The organism is Brevundimonas sp. BH3 (assembly GCF_045345115.1).
Classification (GTDB): domain Bacteria; phylum Pseudomonadota; class Alphaproteobacteria; order Caulobacterales; family Caulobacteraceae; genus Brevundimonas.
In genome coordinates this window covers 2,447,497-2,474,257 of the sequence record NZ_CP150796.1, presented here as the reverse complement: position 1 = coordinate 2,474,257, position 26,761 = coordinate 2,447,497, and the positions used below count along the sequence as shown (strand labels likewise).

Annotated in this window: 32 protein-coding genes and 1 riboswitch; of the genes, 16 read left to right on the top strand and 16 right to left on the bottom strand. The window is 61.3% G+C overall.

Translation table 11 applies throughout. The features are described 5' to 3' along the window. Positions 1 to 2 precede the first annotated feature (2 nt). From WEU32_RS12170 to WEU32_RS12150, 5 genes are all read right to left on the bottom strand, one after another. Positions 3 to 746 (bottom strand): response regulator transcription factor, encoded by a 744-nt coding sequence (locus WEU32_RS12170; protein WP_312135677.1) that lies wholly within the window; start codon positions 744 to 746, stop codon positions 3 to 5. Positions 747 to 839: 93 nt separating this feature from the next. Beyond that, the gene (gene lpxK, locus WEU32_RS12165; RefSeq protein WP_406852072.1) at positions 840 to 1,859 is read right to left on the bottom strand and encodes a tetraacyldisaccharide 4'-kinase; all 1,020 of its coding nucleotides are present in this window, start codon (positions 1,857 to 1,859) and stop codon (positions 840 to 842) included. Continuing rightward, positions 1,856 to 3,166, bottom strand: a complete 1,311-nt coding sequence (locus WEU32_RS12160) for a 3-deoxy-D-manno-octulosonic acid transferase (RefSeq protein ID WP_406852071.1) — start codon at positions 3,164 to 3,166, stop codon at positions 1,856 to 1,858. The genes lpxK and WEU32_RS12160 overlap by 4 nt, the downstream gene beginning before the upstream one ends. A 2-nt stretch (positions 3,167 to 3,168) precedes the next feature. Further along, on the bottom strand, positions 3,169 to 3,855 hold the full coding sequence (locus WEU32_RS12155; RefSeq protein ID WP_312811958.1) for a lysophospholipid acyltransferase family protein: 687 nt from the start codon (positions 3,853 to 3,855) through the stop codon (positions 3,169 to 3,171). Continuing rightward, a complete protein-coding gene (locus tag WEU32_RS12150; RefSeq protein ID WP_406852070.1) occupies positions 3,852 to 5,726 on the bottom strand; it encodes an ABC transporter ATP-binding protein in 1,875 nt (624 codons plus the stop codon). The genes WEU32_RS12155 and WEU32_RS12150 overlap by 4 nt, the downstream gene beginning before the upstream one ends. 100 nt (positions 5,727 to 5,826) lie before the next feature. Between WEU32_RS12150 and WEU32_RS12145 the strand changes: the two genes are divergently transcribed. Then, positions 5,827 to 6,492 carry a fused DSP-PTPase phosphatase/NAD kinase-like protein gene (locus WEU32_RS12145; protein ID WP_406852069.1) on the top strand — a complete coding sequence of 222 codons (666 nt, stop codon included), beginning with the start codon at positions 5,827 to 5,829 and terminating at the stop codon, positions 6,490 to 6,492. 397 nt (positions 6,493 to 6,889) lie between these two features. Here the strand turns inward: WEU32_RS12145 and WEU32_RS12140 are convergent, their stop codons facing one another. From WEU32_RS12140 to WEU32_RS12130, 3 genes are read right to left on the bottom strand one after another with little or no spacing between them, the layout of a single operon-like run. Beyond that, positions 6,890 to 7,849, bottom strand: a complete 960-nt coding sequence (locus tag WEU32_RS12140; RefSeq protein WP_406852068.1) for an alpha/beta hydrolase — start codon at positions 7,847 to 7,849, stop codon at positions 6,890 to 6,892. A gap of 18 nt (positions 7,850 to 7,867) precedes the next feature. Then, complete coding sequence (locus WEU32_RS12135; RefSeq protein ID WP_312811966.1) at positions 7,868 to 8,545, bottom strand: SdpI family protein; 678 nt, start codon at positions 8,543 to 8,545, stop codon at positions 7,868 to 7,870. Then, positions 8,542 to 8,829 (bottom strand): metalloregulator ArsR/SmtB family transcription factor, encoded by a 288-nt coding sequence (locus WEU32_RS12130; RefSeq protein ID WP_406852067.1) that lies wholly within the window; start codon positions 8,827 to 8,829, stop codon positions 8,542 to 8,544. Before WEU32_RS12130 ends, WEU32_RS12135 begins: the two co-directional genes overlap by 4 nt. A 200-nt stretch (positions 8,830 to 9,029) precedes the next feature. On the opposite strand from WEU32_RS12130, the gene WEU32_RS12125 reads away from it, so the two are divergent. Together WEU32_RS12125 and WEU32_RS12120 are read left to right on the top strand one after the other, a co-directional pair. After that, entirely contained in the window at positions 9,030 to 9,788 is a 759-nt protein-coding gene (locus WEU32_RS12125; protein ID WP_406852066.1) for a 3-oxoacyl-ACP reductase, read from the top strand. 65 nt (positions 9,789 to 9,853) lie between these two features. Further along, on the top strand, positions 9,854 to 10,030 hold the full coding sequence (locus WEU32_RS12120) for a DUF1328 family protein (RefSeq protein WP_406852065.1): 177 nt from the start codon (positions 9,854 to 9,856) through the stop codon (positions 10,028 to 10,030). A gap of 54 nt (positions 10,031 to 10,084) precedes the next feature. Here the strand turns inward: WEU32_RS12120 and WEU32_RS12115 are convergent, their stop codons facing one another. Beyond that, complete coding sequence (locus WEU32_RS12115) at positions 10,085 to 10,513, bottom strand: NINE protein (protein ID WP_312811973.1); 429 nt, start codon at positions 10,511 to 10,513, stop codon at positions 10,085 to 10,087. Positions 10,514 to 10,670: 157 nt separating this feature from the next. Between WEU32_RS12115 and WEU32_RS12110 the strand changes: the two genes are divergently transcribed. Beyond that, complete coding sequence (locus tag WEU32_RS12110; protein WP_406852064.1) at positions 10,671 to 10,913, top strand: hypothetical protein; 243 nt, start codon at positions 10,671 to 10,673, stop codon at positions 10,911 to 10,913. Here the strand turns inward: WEU32_RS12110 and erpA are convergent. Next, positions 10,910 to 11,263: an iron-sulfur cluster insertion protein ErpA gene (erpA, locus tag WEU32_RS12105; protein ID WP_406852063.1), complete on the bottom strand. Its 354-nt coding sequence runs from the start codon at positions 11,261 to 11,263 to the stop codon at positions 10,910 to 10,912. The genes WEU32_RS12110 and erpA overlap by 4 nt on opposite strands. Positions 11,264 to 11,359: 96 nt before the next feature. Here erpA and WEU32_RS12100 point away from each other — a divergent pair, with 96 nt between their 5' ends. The 10 genes from WEU32_RS12100 (at position 11,360) to WEU32_RS12055 (ending at position 18,860) form a co-directional block, all read left to right on the top strand. Continuing rightward, complete coding sequence (locus WEU32_RS12100) at positions 11,360 to 12,550, top strand: deoxyguanosinetriphosphate triphosphohydrolase (protein WP_406852062.1); 1,191 nt, start codon at positions 11,360 to 11,362, stop codon at positions 12,548 to 12,550. Between the two features lie 83 nt (positions 12,551 to 12,633). Further along, positions 12,634 to 13,479, top strand: a complete 846-nt coding sequence (locus WEU32_RS12095; protein ID WP_406852061.1) for an SPOR domain-containing protein — start codon at positions 12,634 to 12,636, stop codon at positions 13,477 to 13,479. A gap of 15 nt (positions 13,480 to 13,494) precedes the next feature. After that, entirely contained in the window at positions 13,495 to 14,559 is a 1,065-nt protein-coding gene (gene nagZ, locus WEU32_RS12090) for a beta-N-acetylhexosaminidase (protein WP_406852060.1), read from the top strand. Positions 14,560 to 14,579: 20 nt separating this feature from the next. Further along, on the top strand, positions 14,580 to 15,404 hold the full coding sequence (locus tag WEU32_RS12085) for a segregation and condensation protein A (RefSeq protein ID WP_406852059.1): 825 nt from the start codon (positions 14,580 to 14,582) through the stop codon (positions 15,402 to 15,404). Then, the gene (gene scpB / locus WEU32_RS12080) at positions 15,401 to 16,075 is read left to right on the top strand and encodes an SMC-Scp complex subunit ScpB (protein ID WP_406852058.1); all 675 of its coding nucleotides are present in this window, start codon (positions 15,401 to 15,403) and stop codon (positions 16,073 to 16,075) included. Before WEU32_RS12085 ends, scpB begins: the two co-directional genes overlap by 4 nt. A 159-nt stretch (positions 16,076 to 16,234) precedes the next feature. Next, positions 16,235 to 16,603 carry an AtpZ/AtpI family protein gene (locus WEU32_RS12075; RefSeq protein WP_406852057.1) on the top strand — a complete coding sequence of 123 codons (369 nt, stop codon included), beginning with the start codon at positions 16,235 to 16,237 and terminating at the stop codon, positions 16,601 to 16,603. A gap of 5 nt (positions 16,604 to 16,608) precedes the next feature. Continuing rightward, positions 16,609 to 17,397, top strand: coding sequence for a F0F1 ATP synthase subunit A (locus WEU32_RS12070; protein ID WP_406852056.1), 789 nt, complete (start codon positions 16,609 to 16,611; stop codon positions 17,395 to 17,397). Positions 17,398 to 17,460: 63 nt separating this feature from the next. Further along, positions 17,461 to 17,682, top strand: a complete 222-nt coding sequence (locus tag WEU32_RS12065) for a F0F1 ATP synthase subunit C (protein WP_406852055.1) — start codon at positions 17,461 to 17,463, stop codon at positions 17,680 to 17,682. A 94-nt stretch (positions 17,683 to 17,776) separates the two neighbouring features. Further along, on the top strand, positions 17,777 to 18,343 hold the full coding sequence (locus tag WEU32_RS12060; protein ID WP_406852054.1) for a hypothetical protein: 567 nt from the start codon (positions 17,777 to 17,779) through the stop codon (positions 18,341 to 18,343). A 1-nt stretch (position 18,344) separates the two neighbouring features. Further along, entirely contained in the window at positions 18,345 to 18,860 is a 516-nt protein-coding gene (locus WEU32_RS12055; RefSeq protein WP_406852053.1) for a F0F1 ATP synthase subunit B, read from the top strand. Positions 18,861 to 18,951: 91 nt separating this feature from the next. Here WEU32_RS12055 and WEU32_RS12050 read toward each other — a convergent pair whose 3' ends face one another. The 6 genes from WEU32_RS12050 to gcvT all read right to left on the bottom strand — a co-directional run bounded on the left by WEU32_RS12050 (position 18,952) and on the right by gcvT (position 24,759). Further along, positions 18,952 to 19,422, bottom strand: coding sequence for a DUF6789 family protein (locus WEU32_RS12050; RefSeq protein ID WP_312135718.1), 471 nt, complete (start codon positions 19,420 to 19,422; stop codon positions 18,952 to 18,954). Positions 19,423 to 19,593: 171 nt separating this feature from the next. After that, entirely contained in the window at positions 19,594 to 20,037 is a 444-nt protein-coding gene (locus WEU32_RS12045; protein WP_406852052.1) for a PGPGW domain-containing protein, read from the bottom strand. 198 nt (positions 20,038 to 20,235) lie between these two features. After that, the gene (gene gcvPB / locus WEU32_RS12040) at positions 20,236 to 21,813 is read right to left on the bottom strand and encodes an aminomethyl-transferring glycine dehydrogenase subunit GcvPB (protein WP_406852051.1); all 1,578 of its coding nucleotides are present in this window, start codon (positions 21,811 to 21,813) and stop codon (positions 20,236 to 20,238) included. 15 nt (positions 21,814 to 21,828) lie between these two features. Then, complete coding sequence (gcvPA, locus tag WEU32_RS12035; RefSeq protein WP_406852050.1) at positions 21,829 to 23,175, bottom strand: aminomethyl-transferring glycine dehydrogenase subunit GcvPA; 1,347 nt, start codon at positions 23,173 to 23,175, stop codon at positions 21,829 to 21,831. Positions 23,176 to 23,265: 90 nt separating this feature from the next. Beyond that, positions 23,266 to 23,631: a glycine cleavage system protein GcvH gene (gene gcvH, locus WEU32_RS12030; protein ID WP_312135727.1), complete on the bottom strand. Its 366-nt coding sequence runs from the start codon at positions 23,629 to 23,631 to the stop codon at positions 23,266 to 23,268. 12 nt (positions 23,632 to 23,643) lie between these two features. After that, a complete protein-coding gene (gene gcvT / locus WEU32_RS12025) occupies positions 23,644 to 24,759 on the bottom strand; it encodes a glycine cleavage system aminomethyltransferase GcvT (RefSeq protein WP_406852049.1) in 1,116 nt (371 codons plus the stop codon). A 166-nt stretch (positions 24,760 to 24,925) separates the two neighbouring features. Further along, a riboswitch (glycine riboswitch) is annotated at positions 24,926 to 25,025 on the bottom strand. Between the two features lie 113 nt (positions 25,026 to 25,138). On the opposite strand from gcvT, the gene WEU32_RS12020 reads away from it, so the two are divergent. Together WEU32_RS12020 and pncA are read left to right on the top strand one after the other, a co-directional pair. Beyond that, a complete protein-coding gene (locus WEU32_RS12020) occupies positions 25,139 to 26,119 on the top strand; it encodes a class 1 fructose-bisphosphatase (RefSeq protein WP_406852048.1) in 981 nt (326 codons plus the stop codon). Positions 26,120 to 26,123: 4 nt separating this feature from the next. Next, positions 26,124 to 26,750, top strand: a complete 627-nt coding sequence (pncA, locus tag WEU32_RS12015; protein ID WP_406852047.1) for a bifunctional nicotinamidase/pyrazinamidase — start codon at positions 26,124 to 26,126, stop codon at positions 26,748 to 26,750. Positions 26,751 to 26,761: the final 11 nt, after the last annotated feature.

The window sequence follows — 26,761 nt, the reverse complement described above, 5'->3', positions numbered from 1 at the left end:
CTTTATTCTGTGGTCGGATTATCGGCAGCGTCTGGAGCAGATGCGTCGGTTTCTGTAACGCTCGTGCGTTCCAGACGGTAACCGTAGCTGTAAACGGGGGTCAGCCGATAGCCGTTTTGCGGGCGAAGGTTAAGTTTGGAGCGGACACGCGAGATATGCATGTCCAGCGAGCGGCTGTTCAGATGCGGCTCGTTCCCCCAGATGGTTTCCAACAGATAGGTGCGCGACAGGGCGCGGTGGGTGTTGCGGAACAGCAGACGCGCCAGAGCGAACTCCTTGGGCGTCATGGCAATAGTCTCACCATCGCGCAGCACAGTCGTGGTGCTGACATTGAAGGTGATGTCCTCATAGACTTCCTGATCGGACTGCAGCGCGGTGTGTTCATAGGCGCGGCGCAGCAGGGCGCGCACGCGGGCCTCCAGAACGGTGGGTGACAGTGGTTTGCCCAGATAGTCGTCGGCACCGGCATTCAGGGCCTCGACGACATCCTCGTCCTCGACGCGGCTGGTGACCAGCAGCATGGGCGGCGGCGGTGTCAGATTGGCGCGCACCCAGCCGACGATTTCGATGCCGGAACGGTCGGGAAGATTCCAGTCAAGGATCAGCAAATCGAATGTGTCGCGGCGCAGCGCCGAGATCAGCGCATGACCACGCGAGAAAGGTGAAGGGCGAAAACCTGCATTCTCAATCACTTGAGAAATCGCCTGTAACTGGACCTGATCGTCGTCGAGGACCGCGATTTTCATTTTCGAGCTACTCTTAGGACGAATGGGGAAGACTGCAAACACTATCCCATCGACCAAATTTTACACTCTAAACAAAGACGACAAATTGTAAATTTAGTTTAGGGTCGCGCCAAAAGTCCGATTTAACCAGTCCGTAAAATGATTTTCGTCGTCAAAAATGGCGCAAACGGGCCAGGCCTTAATATTTTCTCGCTGACTGTCCGACAGACGTATCCAGTCTTTTTCTGTGGTGACCAGTCCGGCCTTAAACAGTTCTGCGCGCTGTTTAAGGAAATCTATATCGCTGTCTGTCAGAGCGGCATGATCGGGATAGGGGACAAAGTCTTTCAGATCGCAACCGGCAGCTATCAAAGAGCGCTCGACCTTCCAGGGCTTGGCAATACCGGCAAAACCGACCTGCGCTCCTGACGGCGGCGCGTGAGGGGCCACAAGACGGGCCGTAAACACCGGCAGATTTCCGAACAGGGCCAGCAATTCGGGATCGGCCTCGGTCATGTCGGTCGGCAAGAGCACGATCACGCCGTCAGCACGTGCCAGACCGGCTCTTAAAGGCTCGCGCATGGGGCCGGACGGAAACACCGAGCCATCTCCGAACGGCCATTCGCCATTGCGGGTTTCGCCATCGACGACGATGAGGGCGAGGTCTTTCTTCAGGCTGGGATTCTGGTGGCCGTCATCCAGCACCAGGTGGGTCGCGCCAGCCTGTCGGGCGGTCTTGGCCCCTTCGATACGGTCGCGGCTGACGACGACCATGCCATCCTGCGCCAGCATCAGGGGTTCGTCACCGACCTCTTGGGCTGTATGGTGCTGTGGATCGACAATGACAGGACCCGACAATGTGCCGCCATAGCCGCGCGAAAGGGCGCTGGGCGCATGGCCCTGCTGGCGCAAGAGGCGCAGTATTTCGCGCGCGACGGGGGTTTTCCCCGAGCCGCCCATTGTTAGATTACCGACCGAAATCACCGGTATTTGCGCGTCAAATCCCTGGGTTTTGGCGATCTTGCGTGCGGTGACACCGGCCCAGATCCATGACAGGGGTTTGAGAGCCGCGCGAGAGATCGGGGCATGGCGGGTGTCGCGGCTATACCACCAGCGCGGGGTGTTCAGCTTCATCGCGGGTGTCTCCGCTGGGGTTTGGGCGGCGGGGGCAGGTGGGTTTGCAAGGCGGCCCACAGACGGTCCAGACCGGCAGCGGCTTCATTGGCGGCGCGGCGGGCCTTTTCGCCCATGGCGCGGGCCGCATCGGGATTATCCAGCAGGGGGCGTATATGGTCAGCAAGCTGGTCGGGAGCCAGAACGCTGACCAAACCGCCCGCCTGTTTCAGCAGACGGTTTACCTGTCGCCAGTTGGCGGCATCGGGGCCACAGAAGGCAGGCTTGCCAAGTCGCGCGGGCTCCAGAGGGTTGTGGCCACCGACAGTGCCGCCGCCAAGGGCCGGCGCAAACGATCCTCCCATCACCACCACGTCGGCCAGACGCATGAACAGGCCCAGTTCGCCCAGCGTATCGGCCAGATATAGATCGACATTATGATCGATATCGCCGCCGACGCTGCGGCGGGTCATCTTCCATCCGTCCTGTTGCAGGGACTGGGCGATGTCCGGCGCGCGTTCAGGATGGCGCGGCACGACAATCAGCAAGAGTTGCGGGGCTAGACCGCGCAAGGCGGCGGCCAGAGCCTGTTCTTCATGCTCGTGGGTCGAGGCCAGCACAATCACGGGTCTATCGGCGATCAATCCCGACAGGCGCGAAAACTCGGCGCGGTCATAGGGCAGCGGCTCACCCGACAGCTTCAGATTGACCTGCCCCTCTACGCGCGCGCCCATTTGGGTCAGGCGCTCGGCCCCTTCGGCATCTTGCGGCCAGACATGAGAGAAGGCCGCCATAAGGGTGCGAGCCATGCCGGGGGCCTTTTGCCAGCCCTCATAGGTCTTGGTGGTGATGCGGGCGCTGACGAGGGCCAGCGGAATGCGCCGCTGCTGTGCAGCGCAAATCAGATTGGGCCAGAGCTCGCTTTCGACGAATACCCCCAATTGTGGCTGCCAGTGATCGAGGAAGGCGGCAACGGCTTGCGGGCCATCGACAGGAGCGAACTGGTGGATCACACCTTGCGGCAGACGCGGTGCCAGCACTTCGGCCGAGGTCAGGGTGCCGGTGGTTACCAGAACCGTCACATCGGGGCGGTCTTTGCGGATACGTTCGGCCAGCGGAAGAATGGACAGAGCCTCGCCGACGCTAACCCCGTGTATCCAGACCAGTGGCCCCTTGGGGCGGGCCAGACTGGCCAGACCCAGACGTTCATCAACGTGGACGGGGTCTTCCTTGCCTTTATTGACACGGCCATCCAGCAGGCGCGGGGCCAGAGGTTCCAGTGCGCGGGTGGCGAGGCGATAGGCGAAAAGGGCGGGACTAAAGGCCATGATCAGCGGCTCTTGAAACCTGTGATGGCGTCAGCGCGCGCCTCGACCGCATTCAAGCGGGCGGTCCACTCGGTCACGACATCGGCCAGCTCGGCCCCTTCGGGATAGGTGGCGCGATCCCACACAATGGCCCCCTTGGCGAAGGGCAGGGGCAGCACGGCCTTGTCCCAGCTATTGAGCTGGATGCAGGGCTTGGCCGAAATGCCGAGAAACAGCACCGGCGCGCCCGACATGCGGGCCATGACGGGCAGACCTTCGGCCATCACACCGGCAGGGCCACGCGGGCCGTCGGGGGTGACGGCCAGTGCGCCAACCTTTAACTGTCTCAGACCATCACGCAGGGCCTGTGTGCCGCCCTTGGCCGCCTGTTTCTTGTCCTTGTTGGCCGAGGAGCCACGCACTGCCTTGATGCCAAGGCGATCCATGGCCTTGACCAGAAACTCGCCGTCCGGTGACAGCGAAATCAAGCCGCGGGCCTCCTGCGCGCGACCAGCAGGCCATGCCGCCACCGACAGGCCCAGACGCGAATGCCAGAAGGCCACCAGCACGCCGCCGCCCTGATCCCAGACCTCTTCGGCCAGTTGCAGGTTCTCGAACTCCCAGCGGGTGGTCTTGTAGCAAAAACGCATCCACTCGGAGAGCGTGAAGGATACAGCCTTCTGGATGACCGGATTACGAAGGGGTCTCATGCACCGGTCTCGTCAGGCAGGGCGTCAAGGGGGAAGGGCACTGTGCCGTCCAGAGATTGCTGACGGGCGAGACGGGCATAAAGGCCATCGCGAGCCACCAGTTCGTCATGGGTGCCGATCTCGGCCACCTTGCCTGCATCGATCACATAGATGCGGTCGGCATTGCGGACGGTGGACAGGCGGTGGGCGATCATGAGGGTGGCGCGACCGGCCATAAGACGCTCCAGCGCCTGCTGGACCAGAGCCTCGCTCTCGGTGTCCAGAGCGCTGGTGGCCTCGTCCAGCAACAGGATGGGGGCATCCTTCAGGAAGGCACGGGCAATGGCGATCCGCTGGCGCTGGCCGCCCGACAGGCGGGCACCGGCCTCGCCCACGCGGGTCTGATAGCCCTGTGGTAAGGCCATGATGAAGTCATGCGCGGCGGCGGCGCGGGCAGCCTCGATGATCGCATCTTCGCTCGGATCGCTACGGCCATAGGCAATATTGGCCGCGATCGTATCGTCGAACAGGAAAGGTTCCTGCGTTACCAATGCGATCTGGGAGCGCAGGGAATGCAGGGACAGGTCGCGCAGGTCGTGGCCATTGGCCGTAATGCGCCCGCCCGTCACATCGTAAAAGCGTGGCAACAGGCTGAGGATCGTGGTCTTGCCGCCACCCGACGGGCCGACCAGCGCGATGGTTTCGCCGGGAGCAACATGCAGGTTGATACCGTTAAGGGTCGGCACCGATCCGCTTGCGGTATTATAGGAGAAATGCACGTCCTCGAATTCGATGGTGACGGGGCCGTGGACAAGATCCTGAGGGTGAGCCTGTTCGCGGATTTCCGGCTGGATATCCAGAGCTTCAAACAGGCGACGCGCGGCGGTCATGCCTTCGGACAGGACGGTGGAGAGATTGGTCAACTGGCGCAGGGACTGGCCCGCCAGCATCAGCATGGCGATAAAGGCGGCAAACGAGCCGACCGACATTTCCCCCTGACTGGCACTCCATCCGGCATAGCCGATGACAGCCGCAACGATGGAATAAGCGATGATGTCCGAGGCCGGTCCCGCAAAGGCGCGGCTGTCAGCACCCTTGATGACGTGGCGTTGGCGGCGGTCGATCACCGCGGCGACATTGGCTTCTTCGGCGCGCTCGCGGTTCTCCATCTTGATGACGCGGACCCCGTCAAGGTTTTCCATCAGGGCCGAGGACAGGTTCTCGGTTTCGGTCATCGCGCCCTTGGCCGCCTTGCGCGACTTCTTGCCGAACTTGCGCATAATCAGGCTGACGGCGGGGACGCCCAGCAGGACAATCAGGGTCAGGGTCAGGTCGATAAAGCCCATCGCCACCATGACGCCAGCCAACATCAGCGCATTTTGCGTATAGTTGACGATGCCGTTGGTGAAGGCTTCGCGCACCAGATTGGCATCATAAAGTACCGAAGAGACAAAGGTGCCGGAATGCTGGTTGCGCAGGCGCGACAGGTCCGCATGGATCATCCGCGAGAACAGCTGTTTCTGGATGTCGCCGACAATCCCGTGGCCCAGACGGTTCACCAGAGCCGCCTGACCGGCCATGGCCAGCGAACGCATAACCGACAATGCCACAATAACGGCCGGCACCAGAAAGATCAGGGTGCTGTGATGCACCCTGAACAGTCCCAGAAAAGAAACCAGTCCTTCGTGCTGGGTGAACAGAAGGTCGATGGAAGGTTCCAGAAAACGCAACAGGGCCGCCGTCAGGCCGCCCGCAAATGCCGCCAGAGCCAGAGAGCTGAAGAAGGCCGATTTGTGATGGGACAGATAATCACGCCAGATCCGCTTTACGAGCGGATTGAGCGGCTGTTTCAGCGGGGAGACTGGTTCCGGGGACGCGGCGGGTGAGGTCATACACTTCGGTTGAACGGCTGGGCCTGCAAGTCAAGCCTTGGCTTATCGGCAGGGGTGTGAAAGGGATGACCCTAGCGTTTTCAAAGGTGATCCGGCGCTTATGTCATCCCCCGATCTGTCCTCGCCATACGCGCGTTTCAAGGTCTTGTGGTCGTATTTCTGGAGCGACCACGCCTTTATCCGCTTCAGCTTCACCAATGCGCACTGGATAGATGCCAAATTGGTACGCACCAACCAGCCGTCTCCGCGCCAACTGGCATGGTGGAAGAAGCAGGGGATCAAGACGGTCATCAATGTGCGTGGTCCGCGTGAGGAACCGTTTTACTGGCTGGAAAAAGAAGCCTGTGCACGTCTGGGGCTAATGTTGGTGGACGCGCCGCTGGATTCCCGCGATGCCCCCCAACCCGAACGTGTTCTCAAGGCGCGCGACATGTTCGAGAATATCGAATACCCGGCATTGATCCATTGCAAGTCGGGCGCGGACCGGGCCGGACTGATGGGGGCGTTTTACCGTTATTTCCATCTGGGCCATCCTATGGCGGAGGCCAAGGATGAACTGGGGCGCCGCACCTTGCATAACCGCGAGGGCAAGACCGGCGTGCTGGATATGTTTCTGGAAACCTATGCCCGCGAGATCGAGCCGCAGGGTCTTGATCTGGCGCAGTGGGTGCAAAGCGACGCCTATGATGCCGTGGCGATGACCCGTGCTTTCCGTTCGCGTTGGTGGGGCGATCTGCTGGTCGAACGTATATTGAGACGCGAATAGGGTTTGGACGTTCAGACACATTGCCATGAACGCAAATATTGCCGGAGATGCAAATTCGGCAAGGTTTTTTGTAATAAATTAAATAATACTGAAAATTATCCAATTTCTGCTTCAATTAAGGTAGGGTAAAAGCAGAAAAGTGCCAACGGAACCAAATAAGAATCCAGCCATAACTTCGTAAAATTTTCGATTCTCAGAAAAATGAGACACTCTTCTAGCGGGCATCTAACAAATCTCCAGAATGGTCGAGTGGAGGCGGTTTGGCCTCCATTATACAAGTTCTTTTGTCTGCGCCATTTTGAGCTATATTTAAAGAGTGTGTGAGGTGCCGGGCCAAGCCGCGACGTCACACAACTGTGTGAGAAGGTATTCCGAGCTTTCGAAAATACTCTCTGTCTTACAACGTGTTGTCCTTGATAAAAGTGGCCACGTCCGTAACCACTTGCGGATCGATTTTTGCGTCCGGGTCGGCATAGGTGGCCAGGTTCGGACCGCGTTCCGCAGGGGCTTGGGTCAGAACGTGATTCACGCCTTGCCATAGTTTCATCTGGGCGTTGGGCTGGGCGAGGGAGAGGGCCTCGGCATCGGCCACGCTGGTTTGCAGGTCGGTGGTCCCCTGACCGATGAAGATCGGTCCCAGATAGTCATGGGCCAGCTTGGCCGGATCGCGCGAAATCCACGAAATCATATAGGGCTGTACCGACGGGCGCAGCAGGCTGTGCAGGGCGGCAGGCGGGTTGGGGATGGTGCGTCCGGCCTCCAGTTCGGCAAGGCCGTCGAAAGCCTGTGTCTTATAGGGTTCGGGCATCTGCGTCAGTTGTTCGCGGATCACCACACCCGCCGGACGGCCCGCACCCGACAACAGGATCTGACCGCAGATATTGCTATCGGTATTGGTCGCCGCAGACTGGGCCACCAGCGCCCCCTCGGAATGGCCGATCAGCCAGACACAGGACACATCCAGTTGCTGCACCGTATGGGCGGCCCATGCGCGGGCATCGTCGATATAGGTGTCAAAGCGCAGGTCTTCTTCGCGGCTGGCTGCCGCTTGGCTGCGGGCAATGCCGCGCTTGTCGATGCGCACTGTGGCGATGCCCTGTGCCGCCAGCCCCTCGGCGAGTTGTTTCAGGCTGGCATTCTTGACGCCTAGCGGGTTGTTGCCGTCGCCATCGGTCGGGCCGGAACCGGGGATGATGACGGCGGCGGCCTCTATCGCGCCTTCAGGCCGCAACAGGGTGCCGTAAAGGGCGGACGGTTGCGCCGCCATTTCCACCTGTGACGAAACCGGCTCGGCCATAGCGGGCAGGGCGAACATCAGGCCCATCTGGGCGGCGATCAGTGTCGGGGTCAGTTTCACAGTTTCTCTCCACTCAGATTAGAAGGATTGGGCTTCAGGATCGTTCTTCCACACGCGCCAGCTCTCATAGGCGCTGAAGATGGCCATCAGCACGACCGCAACGGTCAGGGCGATCAGGCCAAAGGGCTGGGGCGACAAAGGGCTGGCGATCAGGCCGACAAGGCCGGTCCAGAACATCAGCCGCCCCGCCAGACGGTTGGACTTGTCCCACGCCAGACGCGACTTGAACGCCCACGGGGTACGCACGCCGATAAAGGCATTGGGACCGACGCGGCCCAGAATGGCCCCCAGCGCCAGAAACACCGCGCCCATAAAGGCCATGGCACCGCTCAGGGACGTCATGCCCGATGCGGCCGACGGGCCAAGGCTGGACCAGCTTATGAAGGCGGCGACGGCGGCCATGATGGCCACGGTGACATATTGCCCGCTGCGCAAAGCCTTCTGGCGCACAGGATCAGGCGTAGTGTCGGCCTGTTTTCCGGTCAAAAAGCCGACGATCAGGTTCAGAACCGACATCCCCGCCAGCACAGCCGCCAGTTCGTAGCGCGTGCCATAACGGTCAACCTGACCCGAGGCATCGAAATGCATGGGGATCGGACCGGTGGGACCATGCAGGGCCACCCAGATGGCACCGGCCAGAATAAGGGCGCTGACAATAAAACCGAACACATGAGCGGGATGCAGTTTGGGGTTCACTGGCCGTCCTCCTTTGGCGTGCGACTTCCTGTTCCGGTCAGGTCCATCAAAAAGGCCATGGCCTCCTCGACGGCAGAAATCTCGAGGCGATAACGCACCGACTGGCCGTGCTTTTCTGTCGAAACCAGTTCGGCATCTTTGAGCGCATTCAGGTGGCCGGTAATGGTCGGCCAACTCATGTCAAAGGCGGCGGCGATCTCGCCAGACCCCATCGGACCCTGCCTCAGCATGGCGATGATGCGACGTCGCACCGGATGGGACAGGGCTTTGAACAGGTTGTTCATAAGCCAATATCCTAATTAGGAAACACCCTAAGTAAAGTGAAATATCGGTAACGCTCACCTCAGCTTCGTCATCCTCCGGCGCTCGTAAGAGCGACCGGGGGACCCAGCGGCACCGAAGGTGATCTTGGCGGCATCCACTATGCTTTCCGTTTTCGCGCCAAAGTCCTATGCGGGGTCCACAGGTAGTGAGGAAACGCCCCATGCAGATTTCAGATCAGATAGTTCTCGTCACCGGCGGTGCGCGTGGGGTGGGTGCGGCGACCGTCCGCGCCTTTGCCAATCAGGGTGCCCGCGTCATCATCAACTGGCGGGCCAGCGCCGCTGCGGCACAGGCTCTGGCCGATGAACTGGGCGATCGCGTCATCGCCCTACAGGCCGATGTAACCGATCGTACCAGCGTCGAGGCTATGCTGGCCGCCGCCCAAAGCCATTTTGGTGGGCCGGTGACCACGGTGGTCAACAATGCGCTGGACTACAGCTTTAACGGCGATGCCCGTTCCCAGATGGAAACCATCGGCTGGGACGAGTTTGCCAGCCAGTTCGATACGGTCATCAAAGGCGCGCTGAACGTCATTCAGGCCGCGACCCCCGCCATGAAGACGCAGGGCTTTGGCCGCGTCATCAATATCGGCACGAACCTGGTGCAAAACCCTGTCGTGCCTTACCACGACTACACGGCAGCCAAGGCCGCGCTCATGAGCCTGACCCGTACGGCGGCAGGCGACCTTGGCCCGCTCGGCATTACGGTGAACATGGTGTCGGGCGGCCTCTTGCGCACGACCGATGCCAGCGCCGCCACCCCCGATGCCGTGTTCGACCTGATCGCCAGCATGACACCCCTTCGCAGCGTCACCACCCCGCAGGAATTCGCCGACGCCATCCTGTTCTTTGCCTCGCCGTGGAGCCGCGCCGTCACCGGCCAGAACCTCGTTGTCGATGGCGGTTTGGTCCGCGACTGATCAAGTTTGCGGGAACGGCCTGTGCGCGGCTTCGTTCTTCTGTGACAGCAGCAGGAGACAGTCAGATGATCAAATGGGCTTTGATATTCGCGGTAATCGCCATTGTGGCAGGCATATTGGGCTTTGGCGGGATTGCCGGAGCAGCCGCTGGCATTGCCAAGTTTCTGGCCATTCTGGCGCTGATCGTCTTTCTGGTATTTCTGGTCCTCGGCTTTACCGTGGCCAAGAAAATCGTCGATTAAACAAAAAAGCCCCGACCGAATGGTCGGGGCTTTTTCTATTCGCTCACAGGCGGACTACAGCACGCCCATGATGCGGCGTTTCTGGGATTCGTATTCGTCCGACGAGATGGCACCGCTGTCGCGAAGGGCGGCGTAGCGGGCCAGTTCGTCCACCGCCGACATTTTGGGCGCAGAGTTTGCCGACAACTGGTTGATGAGCTGGTTGTTCTGTTGGGCGGCCATGCCTGGGATCAGGAAAATATCCACCAGCAGCCAGACACCCAGCGGGATCAGGAACAACAGGCCCAGACCCATGACCCACACGGTCATCCACCCCAGAATGAACAGAACCAGCATCCCGACGGCAGAGCCGGTGCGACCCAGATAGAAGCGGTGTGCGCCCAGACTGCCAAGGAAGAACCACAGAACATAGGCCAGCCCTGTAGACTTCTTGTTGTTCTGGAAAGCCATCATGGCTTGCGTATCATGACTTATATTGGACATCGGTGATGCCGTCCCCTTGAAACCCATTGGTTGTGCAGGGAATATCACTCTCATCCAAAGCTTAGCATTATGTTTGCAGCGCTGTTTTCTGAGCGCTAATGACGTAGTCATGGGCATGCACAGGCGCATGCACCGGGGGCTGCTCGGAAAGACGCGTATGAAAAGACTGATCATACAGATCGTCGCCATCGGACTGGCCGTGGCTGCGGTCTATTTCATTCGCAAGTTTTTCGGGGACTGGGCTTATACCAAGCGCGTCGAGAACCTGAACTTTATGGTAAAGGCCAGTTTTGCGGTGGTGGTGGGTGTGGCGGGCCTGTTTGTGGGTCTGTTCATGTATTACCGCGACAGCAAGGCCAAGCAGAAGGCCGCTAAAGACGCCATCCCCGACCAGCCCTAGATCGAGAAGCTGACCCCGCAGCCACAGCTGGACGAGGCATTGGGGTTCTTGATCACAAACTGCGCACCGGCCAGTTCGTCGACAAAGTCGATCACCGAGTCCTTGAGGAACGGCACCGATACAGCGTCCACCAGCGCCGTCTGGCCTTCCAGCTCGATCTTCAGATCGTCCGCTTCGGCATTTTCGACCAGATCCATCAGATACTGAAAGCCCGAACAACCGCCGCCTTCAACCGCGACGCGCAACATCAGTGCCTTGCCCTCGGCTTGCGACAAGGCCGCCAGACGGCGCGCCGCGCTTTGCGACAGGGTGATACCTTCAGGGGTGCGGGCAGAGATCGAAAAGGACACTTGTGGATTATTCTGTGGATTGGACGGGTCTTACACGCTTCTATATGTGATGCCTTGGGCCATTAAGATAGGCCCGCAGTCTTCAAAGATGATGTCGTGATCCAGAACCAACGCGCTTCTTATGCCGAAAAGCACGAAAACAGCCGTGGCCGCCGCATCCCCGAGGCACCAAGCCGCACCCGTACGCCTTTTGCACGCGACCGGGACCGCATCATCCACGCCACCGCCTTCCGTCGCCTGAAAGAAAAGACGCAGGTCTTTGTGGCCCATGAGGGCGACACCTATCGCACGCGCCTGACCCATTCGCTGGAAGTCGCCCAGATTGCGCGCTCCTTGGCCCACGCCCTGCGCCTTGATGACGATCTGGCCGAGACGATTGCGCTGGCCCACGATCTGGGCCACCCGCCATTCTCGCATGCGGGCGAGGACGAGCTGTCCGAGCTGATGGCCAACTATGGCGGCTTTGACCACAACGTCCAAAGCTTCCGCGTCGTGACCGAACTGGAGCTGCGCTATCCGGCCTTTGCGGGTCTGAACCTGTCGTGGGAAACCGTCGAGGGCGTGGTCAAGCATAATGGCCCTGTGCTGCACCATCTGGATGAACCGGCATGGGCCAAGGTGGCCGAATACCATACCGGCGGGGCCATGAACTGGGACCTGCGCCTTGGCACCTTTGCCTCGCTGGAAGCCCAGTGCGCGGCCATTGCCGACGACATCGCCTATAATAACCACGACGTCGATGACGGGGTTCAGGCCGGTCTGTTCACGCTACACGACCTGATGGATATCCCGCTGATCGGTCCGGCCATTGCGGCGGCGCGGGCGGATTATCCCAATATCGACGACCGTATGCTGCGGCTCGAGGCTGTGCGCCGCATGATCGGGGTGATGGTGGACGATGTTCTGGCCGAGACCGAACACCGTCTGAAGTCGCACCGCATCGAAACGCCCGAAGATGTGCGTCTGGCCCCCGAAACCCTCGTCCAGTTCTCGGCGGGCATGATGCAGGAACTGTCGGTCCTGCGTCGCTTCCTGTTCGAGCGCATGTATCGCCATTATCGCGTGAACCGCACCCGCAGTCAGGCGCGGCGCGTTCTGGCGCAACTGTTCAATCTGGCCATGGCCGAGCCGGAGGTCCTGCCCCCCGAATGGCAAAAGGCGGCCATGACGCAGGACCGCACGGCCCGCGCCCGCGCCGTTTGCGATTATATCGCCGGTATGACCGACAGATATGCCATCGAAGTGCACAGAAAGCTGTTCAGTCTCGACCTCGCCCTCGATCTATGATTCGAAAGAGGCGGGTGGGAACGATAAAATGACTGTGGCCCCGTACCGATTCGCGGGGTTGTACCCGAGCTAAAGGCGCGACCATGTCCTATGACGACGACAACCGGGGCTATCCCCAAAACGGCCAGCAGAATGGTCGCGATCAGGGCCGTGATCGCGGTGCCTATACGCCGCCGACCGGCGATGACGACCTGCCGTTCAACCGCAGCGGCTATGATCCGCGCCGCGCACCGGCGTCCAAATCGCCGCCCCTGACCCTGATTATCAGCGCCGTTGTGCTGTTGCTGCTGGTCGTGGCGGTGGCGCTCTTCTATCGCTCGGGCCTGCGTTCTTCGACCGATGCCCCGCCTGCGGTCGGCACGCCGGTGGAAACCATGAAAGTGGAATCGCCGCTGGACGCCCAGCCGGTTGATCCCGAAGAAGGCATCCGCGTCTATCGCGATACGGCCGCTCCCGAAGGTGTCACCCCGACCCTGACCCCCGGACCCGAAGAAGTCCTGCCGCGCCCGGCCCCGTCGCTGGAAGCACCGGCACCGGTTTCGGCAACCCCGCCGCCTGCGCCCAAGGCCGTGACCCAACCCGCACCTGTGACCACGGCTCCAGCTCCGGTTAAGGCCGCGCCGGTCACGACCGCTCCGGCGGCCCCCAAGGCCGCAACCCCTGCGTCTCCGGCACCCGCCGCAGCCTCCGGCTCGTCGCGTGTCCAGATCGGTGCTTTCTCCTCGCGCGCCATTGCTGATCAGCAATATGCCAGCGTCGCCGGTCGCCACGGCCAATATGCTTCGGGTGCCACCAAGGGCGTCGAGGCTGTGACCCTGCCGAACGGCAATATAGTTTACCGCACCACCTTCAACGGCCTGAGCCGTGAACGGGCCAATGCCTTCTGCGCGGCGATCAAGTCGTCGGGCGGCGACTGCCTCGTTCGCTAAGACAGGATCGGGACTGTGGTTTCTGCCGTCATCTTCGGCTGTGCGGGTTATCGGCTGTCGGCGGAGGAGAAATCCTTCTTCGCCGAGGCCAATCCGTGGGGCTTTATTCTTTTCCGACGCAATGTCGAAAACCCCGATCAGGTAAAGGCTCTGGTCACAGAGCTTCGCGCCTGTGTGGGCCGTGATGACGCGCCGGTCCTGATCGATCAGGAAGGCGGACGTGTACAGCGCCTCGGCCCGCCCTTCTGGCCTAAATATCCGCCGGGTGCCGCCTATCTACAGGCCGCAGACGGCGATGTGTCCAAGGCGCGCGAACTGGTACGCCTTGGCGCGCGTCTGATGGCGCATGACCTCCATGAACTGGGGATCAATGTGGACTGCGTGCCGGTGCTGGATGTGCCGGTGCCGGATGCCCACGACATTATCGGCGACCGCGCCTATGCCCGCGATCCGCAGACCGTGGCCCGTCTGGGCCGCGCGGCGGCGGAAGGGATGCTGGCGGGCGGTGTCCTGCCGATCATCAAACATATTCCGGGTCATGGTCGCGCCTTTGCTGACAGCCACCATGACCTGCCGGTGGTGGAAACGCCGCTGGAGGAATTGGATGCATGGGACTTTGTGCCCTTCCGCGCCAACTCCGACATGCCGATGGCCATGACCGCCCACGTCGTCTTTACGGCGGTGGACGATCAGGCACCGGCCACCACGTCCAAGGCCGGTATCCGCCTGATGCGCGATCATCTGGGCTTTGGCGGTCTGATCATGTGTGACGACCTGTCGATGAACGCCCTGCAAGGCACGCTTCAAAACCGCGCCGAACGCTCCATCGCGGCGGGCTGTGACATGCTGCTGCACTGTAATGGCAAGCTGGATGAAATGGCCGAAGTGTTGTCGGCCACGCCCAAGCTGAAGGGCGAGGCCAGACAACGCGCCGATGCTGCATTGGCCCGCATCGTGCGCCTGCCCGAACCGCTGGATATCGAGGCGGACCGCGCCCGTTTCTTTACGGCGATGGACGGACGCTTTGCGGCTGCACGCGGCCCTGACGTCGGCGAAGCCCAAGCGCCGGCACTGGCTTAATAGAGAGAGGGCAGGGGGAAATGACCGACGCCTTCCAGCCCAATCTCGACTTCACCGCGGTCCAGCAGGCCGAGGCGAAGGAAACCTTTGTCGTCGATCTCGAAGGCTATGAAGGCCCGCTGCACGTCCTGCTGGAACTGGCACGCGGGCAAAAGGTGGACCTGTTAAAACTGTCCATCACGCGCTTGGCCGAGCAATATCTGCTGTTCGTTCACGAAGCGCGTCGCCGCAACTTCTCGCTGGCCGCCGACTATCTGGTGATGGCCTCGTGGCTGGCCTATCTCAAGTCGCGCCTGCTGATCCCGCGCAACGAAAAGGACAAGGGCGAGGAACCGCCCGCCGAGCAGATGGCCGCCGCACTGGCCTTTCGCCTGCAAAAGCTGGAAGCCATGCGTACCGCCGTCGCCAATCTGACCAAGCGCCCGCAACTGGGTCGCGATGTCTTTATGCGCGGCGATCCCGAACAGACGGTTATCATCCCGTCCGATCAGGTGGATGCCAGCTTGTACGAACTGATGGGGGCCTATGTGCATCAGCGCGTCAAACAGGAACGCCGCAACTATAATCCCGGCCAGCGCGTCGAGGCCTTCCAGTTGGAGGCCGCCCGCGACTGGCTGCGCGAAATCATGCCGCGCCTTGCCGACTGGACGCCGCTGGAACGGGTGGCCCCGCAACGCCCCGACGACCATGACGGCCCGACACAGGCCAGCTATACGGCCTCGACCCTGTCGGCCTCTCTGGAACTGGTGAAAGAAGGCGGCATGGATATCCGGCAGGAAAAGCCGTTTGACGAAATCTGGTTGAAACGCCGTGGATCCGGTGAGCCTCTGGAGCTGACACCGTGAGCCTCGACTTCACCCCCGACCACGAAGAAATCGAACGCCGCATCGAGGCGCTACTTTTTGCCGCAGCGGCCCCGCTGTCGCGCGAAGAGCTGTCCCGTCGCCTGCCCGAAGGGGCCGATGTGTCCGGTGCCCTGACCGCGCTTCAACAACGCTATGCCGGTCGCGGGGTCGAACTGGACTGTGTGGCAGGGCGCTATCGTTTCCGCACCGCCGAGGACCTCGGCTTCCTGATGACCGAAGAGCGCGAGGAACCGCGCCGTCTGTCCAAGGCAGCGCTCGAAACGCTGGCCATCATCGCCTATCACCAGCCCTGCACGCGCGCTGAAATTGAAAGCGTGCGCGGGGTGTCCTTGTCCAAGGGCACGCTGGATGTGCTGTTGGAGATGGGATTTGTGCGTCTGCGCGGGCGTCGCCGTACGCCGGGGCGGCCCGTTACATATGGAACAACCGACCGATTCCTTGAGCATTTCGGTCTGGCCGGTCTTTATGATCTGCCGGGGGTACAGGAAATGAAGGCAGCGGGTCTTCTGGACCTGTCCATGCCGGTCGGCTTCGAAGTGCCTGACCCGTCGCGCCTGCCTGACGAAGACAGTGACGATATGCTGCCTGGCATTGATCCGGATGCCCCCGAGTTCGCCCAAGATTTTGTCAGTGAAGACGCCGAGTCGTAGCCCAAACCGCTAGTGAACGTCGCTCGCTAAAAGAAGACACTGAAAATCATACACTTAAGTCTCGTTGTGTCCGCCTTGACCTGAAGCCCCTGCATCTGTAGGTTCCGCGCGAAATTCAGACCCCTGTCGACCCCGCGTCGGCTCTGAGCAAATTTAGCCATGTCCCAACCTACGGAATCGCGCGAAGAGGCGATCGCACGCCTTGCCAAAAGCGCATCCGCACTTGAGGCACGGACGCGGACCGAGGCTGTGGCTTCGGTCGAAGCTCAGAAGATCACCAGTCAGGCTTGGCGCATCGTTGCCGAACTGGTTGGCGGTGTATTCATCGGTCTGGGTATCGGGGCTGGTATCGACTGGATGTTCGATACCCGTCCTGCAGGCATAGTGGGCGGTGTCCTTTTGGGCTTCGCTCTGTCCATTTTTATGGCCCGTCGTACAGCCAAGCGGCTGATGGCAGAGGCCAAGGCACTCGGTGAAGCCCCTGCGGGCGAGCCGGTTGTCGAGCTAAACGAAGACGAGGAACGATAGGCTCCATGGCCGGTCCGATTGAACAATTTGAGGTCAAGCCGCTCGTTGAGCTCGGCACGGTCAATGTTCCCGTTCTGGGCGAACAAGTGATCGCCATCACCAATTCGCACGTCGCTATGACGCTGGCGTTTGCGGCTGTGGTGGGCTTCCTGACGCTGGCTACCAGCAAGAATTCCGTCGTTCCGGGCCGTATGCAGGCTGCGGGCGAAACCATGTTCGGCATGGTGGACGGCTTGACCTCGTCGATCATCGGTCACGAGGGCAAGAAATACTTCCCGTTCGCCTTCACCATTTTCATGCTTGTTCTGGGCATGAACCTGCTGGGCATGTTCCTGACCTTCACGGCGACGTCGCAACTGGCTGTCACCCTGACACTGGGCCTGATCTCGTTCCTGACCGTCGTTATTGTCGGCTTCGTCAAGAACGGTCTGGGCTTCTTCAAGCTGTTCTGGCCGGCCAGCGCACCTCTGGTGCTGCGTCCGGTTGTGGGCATCATCGAGTTTGTTTCGTTCCTGATGCGTCCGGCTACTCTGGCTCTTCGTCTGTTCGGTAACATGCTGGGCGGCCACGTGGCCCTGAAGATTTTCGCCCAGTTCTGCGTTTCGCTTGGCGCTGCGGCTATTGCCGGTGGTGGTCTTGCTTACGCCCTGTTTGGCGTTGCTGCCCTGTCGATGGGTATGACGGTCGCAATGACTGCCCTTGAGTTTCTGGTGGCCTTCCTTCAGGCCTTCGTTTTCACTGTTCTGACCTGCATCTATCTCAATGATGTGGTCAACCTGGGTGAAGGCCACTAAGGCCTAAGCCCAGTTCGCTTAAACCCTACCTTCTAACGCTCTCTCGATTTAGGAAATCTCATCATGGAAGCTGAAGCCGCTAAGTACATCGGTGCTGGTCTCGCCACCCTCGGCATGATCGGTTCGGCCCTGGCCGTTGGTAACATCTTCGGTAACTTCCTGGCTGGCGCTCTGCGCAACCCGGCTGCTGCTGCCTCGCAAGTTGGCAACCTGTTCGTTGGCGCTGCTCTGGCCGAAGCCCTGGGCATCCTGGCCTTCGTTCTGGGCATCCTGATGATCCTGTAATCTTTGGCTAACTTTACAGCTTAAAGACCACCAGTATCGACGGCGCGTAGGTTCGTCCTACGCGCCGTTGTCCTGATCTACAGATAGACAGACCATGGCCGCAGAACCCACACTCGAAGCACCGATCGGCGACGTAGCCGCCGAGACCCATGCCTCCGCCGAGCACGCCTCGTCGGGTGGCTTGCCCCAGTTCGAAATGCAGCACTGGGTCGGTCAGGCCGGCTATCTGCTGATCCTGTTCGTTATCACCTATGTGCTGATTGCCAAGGTGTTCGCGCCGCGTATGCGCCGCGTCATCGACGAACGTGCCGAAACCATCGACGGTGCTATTGCCACCGCTCGTTCGGTTCAGGCCGAAGCTGAAGCTCAAGCCGAAGCTGCCCGCGCCGAGGTCGAAAAGGCCCGCGCCGACGCCCGCGCCACCGCAGCTGCTGCGAAGGCTCGCGTCACCGAAGAATTCAATGCCCGTCTGGCGGCTGACGAAGCTGTCGTTGGTGCCCGTATCGCCGAGGCCGAAGCCAAGATTGCCGCGACCCGCGACACGGCCATGGGCAATGTCACCACCATCGCTGCAGACGCCACCAGCGCCATGGTCGAACGTCTGACCGGCAAGGCTCCGACCGCTGCCGAGCTGAACGCCACCATCAAGGGAGCTGCCTGATATGCCCGCTTTTCTGACCGGCCATTTCTGGAGCCTCAACAACCCTGAATTCTGGGTAGGCGTGGGCCTCGTTATCTTTTTTGCCATCGTCGTGATGGCGGGCGTTCCGAAGCTGGTGGCTGCCGGCCTCGACGCCAAGGCCGCCAAAATTCAGTCGGATCTGGACGAAGCCGCCCGTCTGCGTGCCGAAGCCGAAGCCATGCTGGCCCAGATCCGCAAGGAAAAGGCCGAAGCCGAAGCACAAGCTGCCGAACTGCTGGCCACTGCCGAAGCCGAAGCCAAGCGTCTGGAAACCGAAGCCAAGGCCCGCATCGAGGAATCGACCGCTCGCCGCGAAGCTCTAGCCGAGCGCCGCATCGCGCAGGCCGAAGCCGAAGCCACCCGCGAAGTCAAATCGGCGGCTGCCGATCTGGCCGCCAAGGCGGCTCAGGAAATCCTCACGGCCCGCATCGCCGGTGCCAAGAGCGATCCGGCTCTGGATGCCGCTATCGGCCAACTGGCCGGAAAACTGAACTAAGCAGCTGAACTAGGATTTGGCCACAAGGTCCAGAACGTCAAAAGGCCCCGCATTTCGCGGGGCCTTTTTTTCGTTTCAGCCTAAAGCGGTTTTAGTGGGCGGGGGCTGCCCCCACCGGATGAACGTGGTGTTTGTCACGTTGCAAGAGGCGGTTGTAGGTTGCGCCCAGTACTGCGCCATAGACAGCGTGGGTGGCCAGCATCCAGGCGATGATATCGAAACCGCCGGATGGCAGGATACGCTGACCGGGGACAATCATGATGACATAGATCATCAGAACCACCCATGCACCCACGGCAAAGGTTATGCCCTTGGCCATAGGCACCTTGGTCGGCAGGCGATCATAGACCAGCCCGAAGGCCGCCCCCAGGATCACGATACCCATGAAGATGTGCAGCGCCCAACCGGCGGCAACATTGCCGGTCATGCCGAACATCTTGGCGACGATCAGCGGAAAAGCGGGGAACATCTTGAGAGCGAACATATTCACGGCCTCAAGGACCGAGACGACTATAGTTGCCGCTACACCGGCAATCATGCCGTTTTTTACGCGTGACATCATTAGTTTAGCGCCTCCCAACGCCAACACACCGAGACTACGCAAAAACAGAGTAGGCCTTTTTCGAGCGAATGTCGAAAAACACTGTTCACTTTACCGTGCGTGCCTTGGCCATAAGGCGCAACGGCTCACGACCGCAACGGGCGTTGACGGCTGGACAGGGTGCAGAACGGCTTAGAAGTGACGTTTACGGGTGCGCAGACCGCGTGTGCGTTTACGCATGGCCCGACGGTACATGCAGCGGATACGGCGGCGCATACTGGGCAGGGCGCGGTGACGCTTGGAGCGCACCACCAGTTTTTCGACACGCAGGGCCTGTTGCCAGAAGACAGGCGCGATCTCGGGGTTTTTACGCATCAGGCGGCGGAACGGGTAAACCCATTTCGGCTTGGCCCGCTGTGCCTTGATGAACTGGCGCTTGGCCCAATAGGAGTGGCGCAGCACCAGGATCAGACCCAGCGTGATGACCGGAATACCGCCCGGACCCGGCAGGGGCGAGATGATGATCCCGATCAGGATAATGAACACACCCAGCGTCATCATGGCCAGACGGCGCATGCGGTTCTTCGACGCCGGACGGCGCGAAGGTTGCGGCAGGGAGGTCAGGGCCAGAGTCACGGGCGCAGCAGTCTTTTCGGGAGGAATCAGGAAACGTCTAAAGGCAAAAATCGGGGAGAACTAAAACGACACTCAATACCAAACTAGATTGGTGGCCGAACAATGACTGCTAGATGAACAAGGTGTCATGAGCCTACAAAAGAAAACGCCGTGTCCCGAAAGACACGGCGTTGCTTTAGTCAGGGCTTGCCAACCGGCTTAGGCGGCCTGATTGGAGCCTTCTGGCTTGACCCAGCGCAGCTTGGGCGCGCGGGCAGCCTTGGTCTCGTCCAGACGGCGCATCGGGGCGTGGAACGGTGCGCCCTTGAAGCGGTCAACGTCACCGGCTTTCGCGGCTTCAGCCAACAGACGCATGGCGTGGATAAAGCGGTCCAGCTCGGCCTTGGATTCCGTCTCGGTCGGCTCGATCAGCATCGCGCCGTGTACCACCAGCGGGAAATACATGGTCATCGGGTGGAAGCCCTCGTCGATCATCGCCTTGGCGAAGTCGAGCGTGGTGATGTCCGTACCCTTCAGCCATTCATCGTCGAACAGGGCTTCGTGCATGCACGGACCGTCCGGGAAGGCGGGGCTCATCAGGTCTTCCAGACGGGCCTTGATATAGTTGGCGTTCAGCACAGCGTCCTCGGCGACCTGACGCAGACCGTCAGAGCCGTGGGACATCATGTAGGATAGGGCGCGCACATACATGCCCATCTGGCCCTGGAAGGCGCACAGACGGCCAAAGGCCTGCTCGGCCTCGTCCTCTTCACGCTCGACCAGTTTGTAGCCCTCACCGGTGTTCACGACCCAAGGGGCCGGTGCGAACGGAGCCAGCGCTTCGGAAAGGACAACCGGACCTGCGCCCGGACCGCCGCCGCCGTGCGGCGTCGAGAAGGTCTTGTGCAGGTTGATGTGCATGGCATCCACGCCCAGATCGCCCGGACGCACGCGACCGACGATGGCGTTGAAGTTCGCGCCGTCACAATAGAAATAGGCACCGGCCTCGTGGGTCAGGCGGCTGATTTCCATGATGTCGCGTTCGAACAGGCCGCAGGTGTTCGGGTTGGTGACCATGATGGCCGCAACGTCCGGACCCAGCTTGGAGGCCAGATCGGCCACGTCGACGCGGCCGTCTTCGGTCTGGGCGACCTCAACGACGGTGTAGCCAACGAAGGCGGCGGTCGCAGGGTTGGTGCCGTGGGCCGAGGTCGGGACCAGCACCTTGCGGCGCTGCTCGTGCTCGCCCTTGGCTTCGTGGGCGGCGCGGATAGCCATCAGGCCGCACAGTTCACCGTGCGCGCCTGCCTTGGGCGACAGAGCCACCGCCGGCATGCCCGTCAGGGTGGTCAGCCAGTGCGACAGCGTATCCATCAGCTCCAGCGCGCCTTGGACCGTCGATTGCGGTTGCAGCGGGTGGATGTCCGAGAAACCGGCCAGACGGGCCATCTTCTCGTTCAGGCGCGGGTTGTGCTTCATCGTGCACGAACCCAGCGGATAGATGGCCAGATCGATGGCGTGGTTCTTCTGGCTCAGGCGCACATAGTGGCGCATGGCTTCCGGCTCCGACAGGCCGGGCAGGCCGATCGGGTCGCGACGGACCAGATCACCGAGGTCCGAACCGTCAATCGACGGCTTGGCCAGATCTACACCGGTCTTGCCCCAGCCTTCGCCTTCGAAGATCAGCGGTTCGTCCTGCAACAGGCCACGCGCACCGGTCAGGGTCGGGTGCTTGTAGTCATTGTCCGGCAGGGCGTTCGGGGTGGTCGGACGGCCGACAGTGTTCATCGTGCTCATGTTCTCAATCTCCCCTTAAGCTGCCAGAACCTTGGCGAGCGCACCCGCCAAAATCTTGATGTCGGCGTCCAGCGTGGTTTCGGTTGCGGCGACCAGCAGGACATCGTCCAGACCGGCTTCGGGGGCCAGACGGCTGTATGGCACACCGGCCAGAATGCCTTGTGCAGCCAGTTGCTCGACCACATCGGTGGCGTTCTTCGGCAGCTTGATGGCGAACTCGTTGAAGAAGCGCGGGGTAAGAACCTCGACGCCATCGATAGCGGCCAGTGCATCACGGGTAGCCAGAGCCTTTTCGTGGTTCAGCAGGGCCAGTTGGCGCAGACCCGTCTCGCCCAGCAGGCTCATATGGATCGAGAAGGCGAGGCAGCACAGACCGGAGTTGGTGCAGATGTTCGAGGTCGCCTTGTCGCGGCGGATATGCTGTTCGCGGGTTGAAAGCGTCAGAACAAAGCCGCGACGGCCATCGGCATCGACGGTTTCACCGCAATAGCGGCCCGGCGTCTGGCGCAGCAGCTTTTCGCGGGTGGCGAACAGACCGATGTAAGGACCGCCATAATTCAGGGCGTTACCGATCGACTGGCCTTCGCCAGCCACGATGTCGGCACCCATTTCGCCGGGCGACTTGAGCAGGCCCATCGAGACAGCTTCGGTGACGACGACGATCAGCAGCGCACCGTGGGCCTGTGCGGCCTCGGCGATCTTGGTGACGTCGGTGGCGGTGCCGAACACGTTCGGGGTCTGTACGACGACGCAAGCGGTGTCAGGGCCGATCTGGGCGATCACATCGGCTTCGGCATCGACGGCAGGGGCCAGAACCTGCGTTTCAACGCCCATGGCGTGAACCACAGTCTCGGTTGCCTTGACATAGTGCGGGTGCACACCGCCCGAGATCACAGCCTTGTTGCGGCGGGTCACGCGGGTGGCCATCAGCACGCCCTCGGCCATGGCGGTCGAACCGTCATACAGCGAGGCGTTGGCAACCGGCATACCCGTCAGGTTCGCCACCTGCGTCTGGAACTCGTACAGGTATTGCAGCGTACCTTGCGCGATTTCCGGCTGGTACGGGGTGTACGAGGTCAGGAATTCCGAACGCTGGATCACATGGTCCACGGTCGCCGGAACGTGGTGCTTATAGGCACCGGCACCACAGAAGAACGGCACCGAACCTGCGGTGGCGTTCTTGGCGGCCATGGCGGACAGGGCGCGTTCGACCTCCAGCTCGCCCGCAACGCGCGGCAGGTCCACAGGGGCTTTGAGGCGTGCGCTTTCCGGCACATCCACAAACAGGTCATCGATCGACTTGGCGCCGATCGCGGCCAGCATGGCCTCGCGATCATCGGCGGTCAGAGGGAGGTAACGCATGGTCAGGTCCGATCCATCCGGCTTGGGGCCGGACTAGTGGGAAGGGGTAAAAGCAAGCCCGCTCCGGCAGGGCCGAAGCGGGCGAAAGTCTTAGAGGGTCGCGAGGAAGGCGTCGTAAGCCGCCTTGTCCATCAGGCCGTCCAGTTGCGAAGCATCCGAGACCTTGATCTTGGCGAACCAGCCTTCGCCTTCCGGCGAGGCGTTCACGGTTTCCGGTGCATCGGCGAGGGCTTCGTTGGCCTCGACCACTTCGCCCGAGACCGGAGCGTAAACGTCGGATGCGGCCTTGACCGATTCCACAACGGCGAAGCTGTCACCCTTGGTGAAGGTCTTGCCGACCTGCGGGGTTTCAACGAACACAACGTCGCCGAGGGCTTCGGCAGCGTGGGCCGAAATGCCGACAGTGGCGATATCGCCGTCCAGCGATACCCACTCGTGATCTGTGGTGAATTTCATGGCTGATCCCTCTCAAGCCTTGGGTTTGCGATAATAGCGGGTGGGCACGAACGGCGAGGCGACGACCGTGGCGCTTGCAGGGCGACCACGGACCAGCACCTGAAGCTCGGTCCCGATTTCGGTAAAGGCCGGCGGCACAAAGCCGATGGCGATCTTGTTGCCGGTCGAAGGCGAGGGGCCACCCGAGGTGACCACGCCGATGATGTTGCCGTCCGCATCGGCGATCTCTGCGCCTTCGCGGGCCGGCGCGCCTTCCTTGACGATCAGGTTGACGCGCTTGCGGCTCGGACCTTCGGCCAGTTCCTTCAGGATGCGCTCGGCACCCGGGAAGTCGGCAGCTTCCTTACGCGACTTGGACAGGACAAAGGCCAGATCGGTTTCGACCGGCGTGGTGGTGGCGTCCATGTCGTGACCGTGCAGCGGCAGACCGGCTTCCAGGCGCAAGCTGTCGCGTGCGCCCAGACCGATCGGCTTGACGCGCTCGTCACCCAGAATGGTGTTCCAGATACGCTCGGCATCGGCATTCGGCACCGAGATTTCAAAACCGTCCTCGCCCGTATAGCCCGAGCGCGAAATGATGCAGTTGACGCCGAAAATGTTCAGCCAGTTGATGTCCATAAAGGCCATCTCGGCGACAGCTGGCTCGAATGCCGACAGCACAGCCACGGCTTCCGGTCCCTGCAGCGCCATCAGCGCGCGGTCTTCGAGGATTTCCAGCTTGGCATCGCCCGCCAGATTGGCGTTCAGATAGGCAAAGTCGGCGTCTTTGTTACCGGCATTGACGACGACATACAGACCGTCATGGTCGGGCTTGCCCGCCATCAGGTCATCCATGATGCCGCCATTGTCGTTCAGCAGGTGTGTGTACTTCTGCTTATGGTCCTTGACGATCTTGTAGTCGCCCGGAACGAAACGCTCGAACTGTTCGATAGCGTCCTTGCCGGTGATCTTGGCCTGACCCATGTGCGAGACATCGAACAGACCGGCGTGTTCGCGGGTCCATTTGTGCTCGGCCAGCACGCCTTCATATTGCACAGGCATGTCATAGCCGCCGAAACCGACCATACGCGCTCCCAGCGCACGGTGGGCCGCGTTAAGCGGGGTGGTTTTCAGGATCTCGTCGCTCATAAAGGCGCACTCCGGAGTCGCGTTATCACGGCAAAGGCCTTGCCGTCCGCGCCCCCGCTGTCCCTGATGCCTGAGAGATTCCAATCACCACGGGGGACGAGGTGACCTTGCTCCTTCGGCGCGCTCTCGGACCCCTCATGACCCTCAAACGACTTTCCAGCGTTCCGTATGTCTCGCGGTCCTTTTGCCTGAGCGTTTCCGGGGCGGTTGCGCCTTCGGCTCCGGAAGATGGTTGCCCGTCTCCCGATCTCTCCCGCGAGATCAATTGTCCTAAGCCATCGACTCCCGTTCGAAGTCAAGCGGCACCGGACTTGTCGGAACGGTTTTGAGGCGTCATTGAGGGCGTAATCTGTTTGCCGTTTGCTGGATGCCCGCCAAAATGACCGATACCCGCATCGACCTTGTCTCTCATCTTGACGATGCCGCATTGCCGAAAGGCCTGTCCGAACTGCTGGCTCTGGTGGCCTCGGCCTGTGTGGATATCCGCAAAGTCGTGTCGGGCGGGGCGCTGGCTGGTGCCCTTGGCGCATCGGGCAGTGTGAACGTGCAGGACGAAGAGCAGAAAAAACTCGATGTCATCTCCAACGACATCCTGACCGATCGGCTTCTGGCATCTCCGCTGGTGGCCGGTGTGGCCTCCGAGGAAATGGACAACTGCCAGCCAGCCCCGCATTCGGGCGGCAAGTTCCTGGTGCTGTTCGACCCGCTCGATGGTTCCAACAATATCGACATCAACGCCCCCGTTGGCACCATCTTCTCGGTTCTGGCCGCCCCAGAGGGCGACATCACCGACGCGTCCTTCCTTCAGGACGGTCGCAAGCAACTGGCAGCGGGCTATGTGCTGTATGGCGGCCAGACCATGCTGGTGCTGACGACGGGTTCGGGCGTGGCCGGTTTCACCCTGTCGCTGGACGGGCAATGGTTGTTGACCCACCCCGACATCAAGATTTCTGCCGACACCAAAGAGTTCGCCATCAACATGTCGAACCAGCGCCACTGGGCCGAGGGCGTACAGACCTATGTCGTCGGTTGCCTGCAAGGCGTCGAAGGCGGTCGCGGCAAGAATTTCAACATGCGCTGGGTCGCCGCCATGGTGGCCGACGTCCACCGCATCATGATGCGCGGCGGCGTCTTCCTCTATCCGTGGGACAAGCGCGAGCCGAACAAGCCGGGCAAGCTGCGCCTGATGTACGAAGGCAACCCCATGTCCTTCCTCGTCGAGCAGGCCGGTGGCAAGTCCACCACCGATGGCCGCGCCGCCATCCTCGACGTCAGCCCAACCGAACTGCACCAGCGCGTCCCCGTCATCCTCGGCTCCGCCAACGAAATTGACATCATCGCCGATACCTGCGGGGTCTAAGCTCATGAATATCCCCGCCTTTGATGTTCTCGATACCGACGCCCTAATTATCGTCGATCCGCAGAATGACTTCTGCGAAGGCGGGGCCTTGGCGGTCGAGGGCGGGGCGGGGATCATGCCTTTGCTGAATGCGATCACGGCCCGCTTCAAAACCGTCATCGTGTCTCAGGACTGGCATACGCCCGACCAGATCAGCTTTGCCTCCAACCATGAAGGCGCGGCACCGTTCACCCAGATCGAGGTCGCCTACGGCCCGCAAATGCTGTGGCCCGACCACTGTGTGCAGGGCACGTCGGGCGCAGATTTCCACCCCGCTGTCGCCCCCGCCATCCAGCGGGCCGCCGCCATCATCCGCAAGGGCGCAAACCCTGCGGTGGATAGCTATTCCGCCTTTTTCGAGAACGACCACCAGACCTCGACGGGCCTGTCGGGCCTGCTGCGCGGCCTCGGCATCAAGCGCGTATTCATCTGCGGCCTCGCCTATGACTATTGCGTCCGCTACAGCGCCGAAGACGCCGTGCGCGAAGGCTTTGACGCCGTCGTCATCGAAGACGCCTGCCGCGCCATCGCCCAAGACACGGCACAGGCCGCCCGCGATAGCTTTGCGGCACTGGGCGTTACCCGCCTCTGACACCTGTTTCG

Excerpts from the sequence above, each read along its gene's own strand:
- WEU32_RS12070 (WP_406852056.1), top strand. The coding sequence starts at position 16,609 with ATGGCCGGTCCGATTGAACAATTTGAGGTCAAGCCGCTCGTTGAGCTC.
- WEU32_RS12065 (WP_406852055.1), top strand. The coding sequence starts at position 17,461 with ATGGAAGCTGAAGCCGCTAAGTACATCGGTGCTGGTCTCGCCACCCTC.
- WEU32_RS12050 (WP_312135718.1), bottom strand. The coding sequence starts at position 19,422 with ATGATGTCACGCGTAAAAAACGGCATGATTGCCGGTGTAGCGGCAACT.
- WEU32_RS12115 (WP_312811973.1), bottom strand. The coding sequence starts at position 10,513 with ATGTCCAATATAAGTCATGATACGCAAGCCATGATGGCTTTCCAGAAC.
- WEU32_RS12125 (WP_406852066.1), top strand. The coding sequence starts at position 9,030 with ATGCAGATTTCAGATCAGATAGTTCTCGTCACCGGCGGTGCGCGTGGG.
- WEU32_RS12130 (WP_406852067.1), bottom strand. The coding sequence starts at position 8,829 with ATGAACAACCTGTTCAAAGCCCTGTCCCATCCGGTGCGACGTCGCATC.
- WEU32_RS12020 (WP_406852048.1), top strand. The coding sequence starts at position 25,139 with ATGACCGATACCCGCATCGACCTTGTCTCTCATCTTGACGATGCCGCA.
- WEU32_RS12155 (WP_312811958.1), bottom strand. The coding sequence starts at position 3,855 with ATGAGACCCCTTCGTAATCCGGTCATCCAGAAGGCTGTATCCTTCACG.
- WEU32_RS12060 (WP_406852054.1), top strand. The coding sequence starts at position 17,777 with ATGGCCGCAGAACCCACACTCGAAGCACCGATCGGCGACGTAGCCGCC.
- pncA (WP_406852047.1), top strand. The coding sequence starts at position 26,124 with ATGAATATCCCCGCCTTTGATGTTCTCGATACCGACGCCCTAATTATC.
- gcvPB (WP_406852051.1), bottom strand. The coding sequence starts at position 21,813 with ATGAGCACGATGAACACTGTCGGCCGTCCGACCACCCCGAACGCCCTG.
- WEU32_RS12110 (WP_406852064.1), top strand. The coding sequence starts at position 10,671 with ATGAAAAGACTGATCATACAGATCGTCGCCATCGGACTGGCCGTGGCT.
- WEU32_RS12145 (WP_406852069.1), top strand. The coding sequence starts at position 5,827 with ATGTCATCCCCCGATCTGTCCTCGCCATACGCGCGTTTCAAGGTCTTG.
- gcvT (WP_406852049.1), bottom strand. The coding sequence starts at position 24,759 with ATGAGCGACGAGATCCTGAAAACCACCCCGCTTAACGCGGCCCACCGT.
- WEU32_RS12170 (WP_312135677.1), bottom strand. The coding sequence starts at position 746 with ATGAAAATCGCGGTCCTCGACGACGATCAGGTCCAGTTACAGGCGATT.
- WEU32_RS12095 (WP_406852061.1), top strand. The coding sequence starts at position 12,634 with ATGTCCTATGACGACGACAACCGGGGCTATCCCCAAAACGGCCAGCAG.
- gcvH (WP_312135727.1), bottom strand. The coding sequence starts at position 23,631 with ATGAAATTCACCACAGATCACGAGTGGGTATCGCTGGACGGCGATATC.
- WEU32_RS12160 (WP_406852071.1), bottom strand. The coding sequence starts at position 3,166 with ATGGCCTTTAGTCCCGCCCTTTTCGCCTATCGCCTCGCCACCCGCGCA.
- WEU32_RS12055 (WP_406852053.1), top strand. The coding sequence starts at position 18,345 with ATGCCCGCTTTTCTGACCGGCCATTTCTGGAGCCTCAACAACCCTGAA.
- WEU32_RS12075 (WP_406852057.1), top strand. The coding sequence starts at position 16,235 with ATGTCCCAACCTACGGAATCGCGCGAAGAGGCGATCGCACGCCTTGCC.
- WEU32_RS12120 (WP_406852065.1), top strand. The coding sequence starts at position 9,854 with ATGATCAAATGGGCTTTGATATTCGCGGTAATCGCCATTGTGGCAGGC.
- gcvPA (WP_406852050.1), bottom strand. The coding sequence starts at position 23,175 with ATGCGTTACCTCCCTCTGACCGCCGATGATCGCGAGGCCATGCTGGCC.
- WEU32_RS12085 (WP_406852059.1), top strand. The coding sequence starts at position 14,580 with ATGACCGACGCCTTCCAGCCCAATCTCGACTTCACCGCGGTCCAGCAG.
- lpxK (WP_406852072.1), bottom strand. The coding sequence starts at position 1,859 with ATGAAGCTGAACACCCCGCGCTGGTGGTATAGCCGCGACACCCGCCAT.
- WEU32_RS12150 (WP_406852070.1), bottom strand. The coding sequence starts at position 5,726 with ATGACCTCACCCGCCGCGTCCCCGGAACCAGTCTCCCCGCTGAAACAG.